The 11073-nt window shown below is 69.8% G+C and carries 11 protein-coding genes and 1 pseudogene; 10 read left to right on the top strand and 2 right to left on the bottom strand.

What is annotated here, in order from left to right:
- Nucleotides 1-436 (bottom strand): annotated as a pseudogene (locus SD626R_RS15420) (DUF5787 family protein); the annotation flags it as partial.
- A 174-nt stretch (nucleotides 437-610) separates the two neighbouring features.
- Between SD626R_RS15420 and SD626R_RS15415 the strand changes: the two are divergent.
- From SD626R_RS15415 to lpdA, 9 genes are all read left to right on the top strand, one after another.
- Nucleotides 611-994 carry a hypothetical protein gene (locus SD626R_RS15415; RefSeq protein WP_092567197.1) on the top strand — a complete coding sequence of 128 codons (384 nt, stop codon included), beginning with the start codon at nucleotides 611-613 and terminating at the stop codon, nucleotides 992-994.
- On the top strand, nucleotides 991-1668 hold the full coding sequence (locus SD626R_RS15410; protein ID WP_394324708.1) for an NUDIX hydrolase: 678 nt from the start codon (nucleotides 991-993) through the stop codon (nucleotides 1666-1668). Before SD626R_RS15415 ends, SD626R_RS15410 begins: the two co-directional genes overlap by 4 nt.
- Nucleotides 1669-1898: 230 nt before the next feature.
- Entirely contained in the window at nucleotides 1899-2825 is a 927-nt protein-coding gene (locus tag SD626R_RS15405; protein WP_092567196.1) for a replication factor A, read from the top strand.
- Entirely contained in the window at nucleotides 2826-3503 is a 678-nt protein-coding gene (locus SD626R_RS15400; RefSeq protein WP_092567195.1) for an RPA family protein, read from the top strand.
- 127 nt (nucleotides 3504-3630) lie between these two features.
- Nucleotides 3631-4053: a DUF8146 domain-containing protein gene (locus SD626R_RS15395; protein ID WP_092567194.1), complete on the top strand. Its 423-nt coding sequence runs from the start codon at nucleotides 3631-3633 to the stop codon at nucleotides 4051-4053.
- A gap of 310 nt (nucleotides 4054-4363) precedes the next feature.
- The gene (gene pdhA / locus SD626R_RS15390) at nucleotides 4364-5467 is read left to right on the top strand and encodes a pyruvate dehydrogenase (acetyl-transferring) E1 component subunit alpha (RefSeq protein WP_092567198.1); all 1104 of its coding nucleotides are present in this window, start codon (nucleotides 4364-4366) and stop codon (nucleotides 5465-5467) included.
- Entirely contained in the window at nucleotides 5468-6454 is a 987-nt protein-coding gene (locus SD626R_RS15385) for an alpha-ketoacid dehydrogenase subunit beta (protein ID WP_092567193.1), read from the top strand.
- A gap of 2 nt (nucleotides 6455-6456) precedes the next feature.
- The gene (locus tag SD626R_RS15380) at nucleotides 6457-8109 is read left to right on the top strand and encodes a dihydrolipoamide acetyltransferase family protein (RefSeq protein ID WP_092567192.1); all 1653 of its coding nucleotides are present in this window, start codon (nucleotides 6457-6459) and stop codon (nucleotides 8107-8109) included.
- Nucleotides 8109-9536 carry a dihydrolipoyl dehydrogenase gene (lpdA, locus tag SD626R_RS15375; RefSeq protein WP_092567191.1) on the top strand — a complete coding sequence of 476 codons (1428 nt, stop codon included), beginning with the start codon at nucleotides 8109-8111 and terminating at the stop codon, nucleotides 9534-9536. The genes SD626R_RS15380 and lpdA overlap by 1 nt, the downstream gene beginning before the upstream one ends.
- 34 nt (nucleotides 9537-9570) lie before the next feature.
- Here lpdA and SD626R_RS15370 read toward each other — a convergent pair whose 3' ends face one another.
- Complete coding sequence (locus tag SD626R_RS15370; RefSeq protein ID WP_092567190.1) at nucleotides 9571-9768, bottom strand: CopZ family metallochaperone; 198 nt, start codon at nucleotides 9766-9768, stop codon at nucleotides 9571-9573.
- Between the two features lie 132 nt (nucleotides 9769-9900).
- Between SD626R_RS15370 and SD626R_RS15365 the strand changes: the two genes are divergently transcribed.
- On the top strand, nucleotides 9901-10500 hold the full coding sequence (locus SD626R_RS15365) for an AsnC family transcriptional regulator (protein ID WP_092567189.1): 600 nt from the start codon (nucleotides 9901-9903) through the stop codon (nucleotides 10498-10500).
- The last annotated feature ends 573 nt before the right edge of the window (nucleotides 10501-11073 follow it).

Here is an 11073-nt window from a genome sequence, read left to right as displayed (position 1 = left end):
ACGGCGGCGGGGGGGGGCGGCCAGGTCGCCGGGCGTCGACAGGGCCGGTGGTCTCGATCGCCGTCAGCGAGCCGATCCAGTCGGCGGGGGACCGTGCGGTCGCGCGGACGACCGGCCGGCCGTCGCGGCGATCGCGTTCGAGGTAGCCGACGCCGACCGCCCGGTCGATTACCGCGGCGGCGCGGTCGGCCGGGAGGTCGAACGCCGCCGAGACGGGGACCGCCTCCCCCGGCCCGACGGCCGCCTCGATCGCGGGGTCGGGAATGCGGTCGGCGGTGATCGACGCGCGGCGGTCGAATCCGGGACCGGGCGTGAGCACGCAGACGTCGACGATCCGACCGCCGGGGTTCGTGACGCCGGCACCGAGCTGTCTCGCGACGACCGAGTCGGGCGATTCGAGCGCGGCACAGAGCGCCAGCTCGAACCGGTACTCCATGCCCACCGGAAGGAGCGCCGGCGGCTAAAACGCATCGGGAACTGGGGCGAACGACGACGAGCCGACGGCGAAACCGGTGTTCCGCGGCGGTGCCAGCCGACGGCGAAACCGGTGTTCCGCGGCGGTGCCAGCCGACGGCGAAACCGGTATTCCGCGGCGGTGCCAACGGTGGGTATGCGCCGGGTCACCCGGAACCTCGTCGTCGCAATCGCGCTGGTCGTCGTCGCGCTGCTCGCGCTGGGCGCGCTCCCGAGCTATCTCGGCACCGGCGACCCCTACTACCTCACCGCCGAGCCGATCGAGACCGACGAGCCGGCGATCGACGTGACAAACGTCTCCGAGCGCCGGTATCCGTACCTCGTGGGCGCGCTCACGAGCGACGACGGTCGTTCTCCGGAGTACCAGACCGGCCCGTACGGGATCAAAGAGCCGTTCACGCACAGCCCCTTCGACGAGATGGGATCGCTCGTCCAACAGCGTCCGGAAGCCGCGACGACGGAGATGGCGCGGGTCCGGTACGAGGGGGAGACCTACCGCGTGGAGGTGGTTCGACCGTGACCGGTGGCGACGACGGAGCGATCGGAGGCGGGAACAGCGTCGACGACGGCGGGAGCGACGCGCCCGCACGCGACCGCCGCGAGCCCGCTTCTGACCTCCGGGACCTCCCGGCGTTCACGGACGGCCGCACGCACTCGCTGCCTGGCGAGCCGGCGTGGCCGGTGAGAGAGGTCGTCGTCGAGTACGACGAAGGGTGGTTCGTCGGCGGATACGACCGCGTCGAGCAGCCGGACGGGTCGGAGAAGAAGTACTACTGGGCGGAGCTGTCACCCGCGACCGTCGTGATCGCGGTCGCCGACGGCGACGTGTTGTTCGTCGATCAGTACCGTCCGACCGTGCGAAACACCCAGTCGGAGCTGCCGGCGGGGATCGTCGAGCCCGGTGAGACGTACACTGAGGCGGGAGCGCGCGAACTCGCCGAGGAGACGGGGTTCGCACCCGACTCGACCGCGCTCTTACAGGAGGTGTGGTGTTCGACGGGCGTGCTCCGCCACAAGCGCGGCTACGTAGTCGCCGAGGGGCTCGAACCGGTCGACGTCGAGGCCGACAGCAACGAGTGCCTCGAACCGCGAGCCGTGCCGATCGACGAGGCGCTGTCACTCGCGCGCTCGCCTCCGACGAACGACGCGACGCTGGAGGGACTGCTTTTAGCCGAGCGCGACGGGTACCTGTGATCGGCCCACCTTGTGACCGTCTCGCGTGGTACGGTTCCACTTGAAACGGCGCCCGCGCATGGCATACGGGCGTCTGACGCGGCGCGGCCGTCGAAATCGGAGTGCCACCGGAAGCGTCCGTGAGGGCGGCGAACAGACCACTTTCACCGCGGTTACGGGATTTTTAATACCGTGAGGAACCAACCGTCGTACGCCTCCCATTGAAACACGACCGGAGGCGGAGACACCCCATGAGCGAACTGCGACAGGAAGCGGAAGCGATAGCGGAACAGTTCTCGGACCACCTGAACGTGGACGCCGACGAGGTCGAAGAGCGACTGGAGAACCTCGTCAACGAGTACCGCGTGCCCCTCGACGAGGCGCGCCGGAGCGTCACCAACGGCTACCTCGAAGACGCCGGGATGGAGCGCGACGAGCTCGGCCGCGGCGGCAGCGAGTCCGTCCTGGTCGACGAGATCGACGAGGACGAACAGTGGGTCGACCTGCGCGTGAAGCTGGTCGACCTCTGGGAGCCGCGCAGCGACTCCATCTCGCAGGTCGGCCTGCTCGGCGACGAGTCGGGGACGATCAAGTTCGTCGCCTTCGAGACCTCTGACCTCCCCGAGCTGACGGAGGGGCAGGCGTACGAGCTCTCGAACGTCGTCACCGACGAGTACGAGGGCAGCTACTCGGTGAAGCTCAACCGGACGACCGGTATCACCGAGATCGACGAGGCGATCGAGGTCGGCGACAACGCCGACACCGTCGAGGGCGCGCTCGTCGACATCCAGTCCGGCTCCGGGCTGATCAAGCGCTGCCCCGAGGACGACTGCACGCGCGTCCTCCAGAACGGCCGCTGCTCCGAGCACGGCCAGGTCGAGGGCGAGTTCGACCTCCGGATCAAGGGCGTCCTCGACGACGGCGAGACCGTCTCCGAGGTCATCTTCGACCGCGAGGCCACCGAGAAGCTCACCGGGATGGGCCTCGAAGAGGCCAAGGACATGGCGATGGACGCGCTCGACACCACCGTCGTCGCCGAGGAGATGGCCGACGACGTGCTCGGCCGTTACTACCGCGTCACCGGCCCGACCTTCGGCCGGTACGTCCTGGTCGACGAGATGGAGAACCCCGGCGAAGTCGACGTCGAAGCCGCGCTGATCGAAGCGAGGTCGATCTAAATGAGTCAATCCGCACCCACCCGAGAGGTCGCCCGGCGCGTGTTCGCGAGCGAGTTCAACGACGCCGGCTACACGTTCACGGAATCCGACGACGAGCGCGCCCCCGTCTACGCGCTGCTGCCGACGGGCGAGTCCTCGAACCGCGTGTTCTTCGTGGGGACGCTCACCGAGAAAGAGGACGTCGGCGAGGACAGCGAGTACTGGCGCGGTCGCATCGTCGACCCGACGGGCACGTTCTTCGTGTACGCCGGCCAGTACCAGCCCGAGGCCGCCTCCAAGCTCCGCGACCTGGAGGCGCCCGCCTACGTCGCAGTCGTGGGGAAGCCCCGGACGTACGAGACCGACGACGGCACCGTCCGGGTCTCCGTCCGCCCCGAGTCGATCACCGAGGTCGACGCCGCCACCCGCGATCGCTGGGTCGCCGAGACGGCCACGCGGACGATCGAGCGCGTCGCCGCGTTCGACGACGAGGGCAACGAGTACGCGCGGATGGCCCGCGAGGAGTACGACCTGGACCCCCAGACGTACAAGGCCGCCGCGCTGTCGGCGCTGGAGGACCTCGACGAGGGCGACGGCGACGAGCTCGCCGGCGACGCCGCCGAGCTCGCCGGCGACGCCGCCGACGAGGACCTCGGCGACGTCGATCCGACGGACCCGGCCGGGACGCCCGAGCCCTGACCGGCGACGACAGCCGCTCGCACCGACGCGTGCGTCGGGCGTCTCACGCCCGAGCGACCCGATATTCGCGGTTCCGTGCCACCGTCTGACGAACGCTTAAGTGGCTCGCGGGAGGAGTCGGTCGGTGATGGGCAACAAGAACAAGACGATCTCGTTTCGCGTCAACGAGGACGCGTTCGAGGCGCTCCGCGACATCGCGGAGGAGCGGGACATCTCGCTGTCGGCGGTGTTCCGGGACTACGTGGACACGCTCGTTGCCCACGACGGACAGGTCCGCGCCGTCCCGGAGGCGGAGCTCCAGAGCGAGGCGGAGACCGGGGAGGTGTTCCCCCCGCGCGTCGAGGTCCCCAAGAGCTTCGTCCGCGAGCACGAGCGACTGGAGCTCGAAGCGGACCACCTCCGCGAGCAGCTCGAAGAGCACAAGCGGTACATCAACCACCTCCGCGAGCAGCTGGACGACGAGGACGACGACGTGATCCACCTGGAGGACCTCGACGGCGAGCGGGACGAGGGCGGCGAGCCCGACGAACCCTCCTTCCGGCTCGGATAGCCGGCCCCCGGCCGCGTCGCACCCGCCGTTTCCCGCGCCTCGATCGACCCCGCCGAGCCGCGGTGCCGCCTCCCGTCGCGGTCCGGATTCCCGGGAACCTTCCGGTTTGTCCGCTACTGTCCGAAGAAACCGCCGAGCCGACGAAAATATTGCCAGACTCGATGCGAATTGTTCAGAAACGTTCGGTTCTCTCGCGGTCTGATGGACGGACTCTCAGCGCGCCCACCGATTTCTGAGTATCGTAAACTACCTACGAAAACGATATTACCCGGGCGGCGGACTGTTCGGACATGAACAGGTGGGTCCGACCGTGAGCGTATTCGACAGAGCGTACGACGATCCGGTCCGCGTGCTCGACGAGGACGGCGAGGTCGTCGGCGACGTCCCCGACCTCGACGACGAGGCGCTCGTCGACATCTACCGTCACATGCGGCTCGCCCGACACTTCGACGGCCGGGCGGTGAGCCTCCAGCGACAGGGGCGGATGGGGACGTACCCGCCGCTGTCGGGACAGGAGGGCGCCCAGATCGGCTCCGCGACCGCGCTCGCGGAGGACGACTGGATGGTCCCCTCGTACCGCGAGCACGGCGCGGCGCTGGTCCGCGGGCTCCCGCTGAAACAGACCCTCCTCTACTGGATGGGCCACGAGGCCGGCAACGAGGCGCCCGAGGGCGTCAACGTCTTTCCGGTCGCCGTCCCGATCGCCTCGCAGGTGCCTCACGCCACGGGCGCGTCGTGGGCGTCGAAGCTCCGCGGGACCGACGAGGCCTTCCTCTGTTACTTCGGCGACGGCGCGACGAGCGAGGGGGACTTCCACGAGGGGGTCAACTTCGCCGGCGTCTTCGACACGCCGACCGTCTTCTTCTGTAACAACAACCAGTGGGCGATCTCCGTCCCCCGCGAGCGGCAGACGCGGAGCGCGACGCTGGCCCAGAAGGCGGAGGCGTACGGGATCGACGGGGTGCAGGTCGACGGGATGGACCCGCTCGCGGTGTACAGCGTCACGACGGCCGCCTTAGAGAAGGCGCGCGACCCGGAGGCCGACCGCCCGCGCCCGACGCTGATCGAGGCGATCCAGTACCGCTTCGGCGCGCACACGACCGCCGACGACCCCACCGTCTACCGCGACGACGACGAGGTCGAGCGCTGGAAGGCGAAGGACCCGATCCCGCGGCTGGAGGCGTACCTCCGCGCGGAGGGGATCCTCGACGACGAGCGCGTCGCCGAGATCGGGACCGCGGTCGAGGAGCGCGTCGCCGACGCCATCGACGAGGCCGAGGCGGTCGCGCGGCCGGCACCGAGCGAGCTGTTCGAACACGCGTACGCGGAGCTCCCGCCCGAACTGGCGCGGCAGCGGGAGGCGTTCGCGGCGTTCCGCGAGACGCACGGCGACGAGGCGTTCCTGGAGGAGTGAATGAGCGACACACAGAATCTCACCGTCGTTCAGGCGGTACGTGACGGGTTGTACAGCGAGATGCGCGAGGACGACGACGTGCTCGTGTTAGGCCAGGACGTCGGGAAGAACGGCGGCGTCTTCCGAGCGACCGAGGGCCTCTTCGACGAGTTCGGCGGCGACCGCGTCGTCGACACCCCCCTGGCGGAGTCGGGGATCGTCGGCTGCGCGGTCGGCATGGCCGCCATGGGGCTGCGTCCGGTCCCCGAGATCCAGTTCTCCGGGTTCATGTACCCCGGCTTCGACCAGATCGTCTCCCACATGGCGCGGTTCCGCGCCCGGAGCCGGGGCCGGTTCACGCTCCCATTGACCTTACGCGCCCCCTACGGCGGCGGGATCCGGGCGCCGGAGCACCACTCCGAGTCGAAGGAGGCGTTCTACGCGCACGAGGCCGGACTGAAGGTCGTCATCCCCTCGACGCCGTACGACGCGAAGGGGTTACTCGCGGCGTCGATCCGCGACCCCGACCCGGTGATATTCCTCGAACCGAAGCTCATCTACCGCGCGTTCCGCGACGAGGTGCCCGAGGAGCCGTACACGGTCCCCATCGGCGAGGCCGCCACCCGACGCGAGGGCGACGACGTGGCCGTGTTCACCTACGGCGCCATGACGCGCCCGACGCTGGAGGCGGCCGAGACGCTCGCCGAGGAGGGGATCGAGTGCGAGGTCGTCGACCTCCGCACCGTCTCCCCGCTCGACCGCGAGGCGATAATCGACGCTTTCGAGCGCACCGGCCGCGCGGTCGTCGTCCACGAGGCGCCCAAGACGGGCGGGCTCGCCGGGGAGATCACGGCGATCGTCCAAGAGGAGGCGCTGCTGTATCAGGAGGCGCCCGTGAAGCGGGTCACCGGCTTCGACGTGCCGTATCCGCTGTACGCGCTGGAGGACTACTACCTCCCGACCGCGACCCGCATCGAGGAGGGTATCAGGGAGGCGGTGGAGTTCTGACCATGCCGGTCAAGGAGTTCAAACTGCCCGACGTGGGCGAAGGGGTCGCCGAGGGCGAGCTGGTCTCGTGGCTCGTCGCTCCCGGCGACCGCGTCGAGGAGGACCAGCCGGTCGCCGAGGTCGAGACCGACAAGGCGCTCGTCGAGGTCCCGTCGAGCTACGACGGGACCGTCGAGGAGCTGTTCGTCGAGGAGGGAGAGATGGTCCCCGTCGGCGACGTGATCATCTCGTTCCGCGTTGACGAGGGGGACGGGACGAGCGACGAGGCGGCCGCAGATCCGGAATCGGCCGCCGAGGAGAGCGGCGATGCGGAACCGGCCGCGACCGACGACGCGGAGCCGGACCCGGCCGCCGCCGACACGGCCGACGCCGAACCGGAGACCGCCACGGGCCGCACCTTCGCGCCCCCGTCGGCCCGCCGACTCGCGCGGGAGCTCGGCGTCGACCTCGCCGCCGTCGACGGGAGCGGTCCCGGCGGTCGCGTCAGCGAGGCCGACGTGCGGGCGCACGCCGCGGGCGACGCGGGAGGCGCCGGCGATTCAGGCTCCGACGAGGCGCCCGCCCCGACGCCGACCGAGGTGGGATCCGGCGGCCGGAAGTCGGCCGTGAAAAAGCGCGGCGAAGACGGGTCCGCCGAATCCTCGGCGGGGCCCGCGCCCGGAGCCCCCGAGCCGGCCGGCCGCGACGCGACGCTGGCGACGCCGGCGACCCGGAAGCTGGCTCGCGACCTCGACGTGGACGTCGACGACGTACCGACCGACGAGACCCGGGACGGCGAGGCGTTCGTCACGGGCGAGCACGTGCAGGCGTACGCGGACGCGCTGGGGTCGGCGGCGGCCGCCGAGTCGGCGCCCGAACCGGAACCGGTCGAAGCTGACAGCGCCGACGGTGCCGACGACGGGCCCGCCGCCGCTGGCGAGGCCGCCGGAGCGACCGCGCCCGACGCCGGCGACGAGACGGTCCCCTACCGCGGAGTCAGGCGGACCATCGGCGAGCAGATGGAGCGCTCGAAGTTCACGGCGCCGCACGTCACGCACCACGACACCGCCGAGGTCGACGCCCTCGTGGAGGCGCGCGCGGAGCTGAAGCCGACGGCGGAGGCCGAGGGGGTGACCCTCACCTACATGCCGTTCGTGATGAAGGCGATCGTCGCGGGGCTGAAACAGCACCCGTACCTCAACAGCGAGCTGCGCGAGGACGACGAGGAGATCGTCTTGAAGAAGGAGTACAACCTCGGGATCGCGGTCGCGACCGACGCCGGGCTGATGGTCCCCGTCGTCGACGACGTCGACGAGAAGGGACTCTTCGAGCTGGCCGCGGAGGTGCGCGACCTCGCGACGCGAGCCCGCGAGCGGAAACTGAAGCCCGCGGAGATGAATGGCGGCACGTTCACCGTCACCAACTTCGGCGCCATCGGCGGCGAGTTCGCCACGCCGATCATCAACTACCCCGAGACCGCGATCCTCGGGTTGGGTGCGATCGAGGACCGCCCGGTCGTGCGCGAACGCGACGGGGAAAGCGAGGTCGTCCCGGCGCCGACGCTCCCGCTGTCGCTGTCGATCGACCACCGGGTCGTCGACGGCGCGGTCGCGGCTCGGTTCGCGAACACCGTCATGGAACACTTAGAAAACCCCCTGCTGTTACTCAACGAATAATGGTCGTCGGAGACATCGCAACCGGAACGGAGGTACTGGTGATCGGCGGCGGACCGGGCGGCTACGTCGCCGCCATCCGCGCCGCACAGGAGGGGCTCGACGCGACCTTGGTCGAGCGGGACGCCTACGGGGGCGCCTGCCTGAACCGCGGCTGCATCCCCTCGAAGGCGCTGATCACGGGGAGCGGGCTCGCCCACGAGGCCGGCAACGCGGAGTTCATGGGCGTCCACGCGGACCCCGCCGTCGACATGGGGAAGATGGTCGAGTGGAAGGACGGCGTGGTCGACCGGCTGACGAGCGGCGTCGAGAAGCTCTGTAAGGCGAACGGCGTCAACCTGATCGAGGGGACCGCGTCGTTCGTCGACGAGCACACCGCGCGCGTCGCTCACGGCGGCGAGGGGCAGGGCTCCGAGTCGATCGAGTTCGAGCACGCGATCATCGCGACCGGCTCGCGGCCGATCCAGATCCCCGGTTTCGACTTCGCGGAGGACCACGTCTGGAGCTCCGCCGAGGCGCTCGACGCCGACACGGTCCCGGACCGGCTCGGGATCGTCGGCGGCGGCTACATCGGCATGGAGCTGGCGACGACGTACGCGAAGCTCGGCGCGGAGGTGACGGTCGTCGAGATGCTCGACGACATCCTCCAGCCGTACGAGGACGACGTGAAGCGGATCGTCCGCAAGCGCGCCGAGGAGTTGGGCGTCGAGTTCGGCTTCGGCGAGGGCGCCAGCGAGTGGTCGGAGGCGCCCGACGGCGGCTACCTCCTGCACACGGAGACGGAGGAGGGGGAGGAGTCGACCTACGGCGTCGACAAGATCCTCGTCGCGGTCGGCCGGCAGCCGGTCACGGACGGGCTCGACCCGGAGCAGGCCGGGATCGAGACCGACGACCGCGGGTTCGTCGACACCGACGATCGCACCCGCACCGCGGTCGAGCATATCCACGCAGTCGGCGACGTCGCCGGCGACCCGATGCTCGCGCACGCGGCCTCCAAGGAGGGGATCGTCGCCGCCGAGGTGATCGCGGGCGAGCCGGCCGCGATGGATCAGCAAGCGATCCCCGCGGCGGTCTTCACCGACCCCGAGATCGGGACGGTGGGGCTGACCGAGGAAGCGGCCGAGGCCGAGGGGTTCGACCCCGTCGTCGGCGAGATGCCGTTCAACGCCTCCGGCCGGGCGCTGACGACGGGCCACACCGAGGGGTTCGTCCGGATCGTCGCGGACGACGAGACGGGCTTCGTGCTCGGCGGGCAGATCGTCGGCCCGGAGGCCTCCGAGCTGGTCGCCGAGGTCGCGCTCGCGATCGAGATGGGCGCGACGCTGGAGGACGTGGCGGCGACGGTCCACACCCACCCCACGCTCGCGGAGGCGGTGATGGAGGCCGCGGAGAACGCCCGCGGGCAGGCGATCCACACGCTGAACCGGTAGGGAGGCGGCCGAGCCGACCGCCCCGTCTTCCCTTCTAAGCGGACGCGTCGTAGCCCGCCTCGTCAACCGCGTTCACGAGCGCGTTCGGGTCCGCGTCGCCTTCGACGATCGCCGAGTCGCTCTCGCGGTCGGCGGTCGCGCGCTCGACGCCCGCGACCCCCTCCAGCGCCTCCTCGACGCTCTGTTCGCAGTGGCCGCACGACATCCCTTCGACGGTGATGGTTCGACTCATCGTGCGCCGATATACGAGGGGGAGACGTTTGTCGCTTTTCGCTTCGCGAGTCCGGTTCGATCGCGGCACGCGCTTTGGAATCGTAAGCGAACTTGCGGAATAGTCTTGTATCGCGAGCCCGTGCCCGGCCCCATGCGCGATCTCGACGAGACGGACCTGGAGATCCTGTCGCTGCTGGCCGCGGACGCCCGGCGCCCGTTCAGCGAGATCGGCGACCGCGTGGGGCTGTCGGGACCGGCGGTCTCCGACCGCGTCACGCGGCTGGAAGAGACCGGAATCATCGAGGGGTTCACGGTCGACGTCGACCGCACGAAGCTCCGGGCCGGGGTTCCGGTGCTCGTGGACGCCGAACTGCCGCCGAGCCGTCCCGAAGCGCTCGACGCGGCGCGGGAGCGCGCCCGCGAGGCCGACGCCGTCGAGCACGTCTTCGTCACGGCCGAGGGCGACCTCCGGGTGTACGGGCGGGTGGAGGGGCGGAACGTCCGGGAGTGGGTGGCCGGGCTGTTCGAAGGGGTCGCCGTCGACGACTACGCCGTCACGCTGGTCGACGAGTTCGAGTGGACCCCCTCGATCGAGGGCGTGGAGTTCGCGTTGACCTGCGCGGAGTGCTCGAACACCGTCGATAGTGAGGGTGAAACGGCGCGGATCGACGGCGAGGTGTACCACTTCTGTTGCCCGTCCTGCCTGTCGCGTTTTAAAGAGCGGTACCAGCGATTGGAAGAAGGGGCGTGAGACGGGGTATAAGCGGCTGATCGCGGATCGTCGATGAACACCTGCAAGGCTCCGGTTGCTCATTTATAAACGATCGCTGACGGTGGAGCACCGGTGAACTTCTCCAAAGCCCCAGCCACTCGGCTATACGCGGTTGTCACCAGATCCCTGGTGAACACCACAAAGCCCCAGCCACTCGGCTATACGCGGTTGTCACCAGATCCCTGGTGAACACCACAAAGCCCCAGCCACTCGGCTATACGCGGTTGTCACCAGATCCCTGGTGAACACCACAAAGCCCCAGCCACTCGGCTATACGCGGTTGTCACCAGATCCCTGGTGAACACCACAAAGCCCCAGCCACTCGGCTATACGCGGTTGTCACCAGATCCCTGGTGAACACCACAAAGCCCCAGCCGCGAGGCGGGCGCACGCTCGCTGCGCGCTTCGGTCGCTCGCGTTGCTCGCTCCCTGCAGTGCTTCCGTCGCCTGTGCCCGCCTCGCGGCTGCCCCTTTGAGTCCCACCCAGACCGCACAGCACCGCACCTCACACCTCCCCAGCCTCGCGGCTCCCTCCGGTCGCCGCGTCCCTCG

It is taken from the genome of Halorubrum sp. SD626R, assembly GCF_001261915.1.
GTDB lineage: Archaea > Halobacteriota > Halobacteria > Halobacteriales > Haloferacaceae > Halorubrum.
Note: the sequence above shows the minus strand (reverse complement) of the source record. Positions and strands in the feature narration are given on the sequence as shown.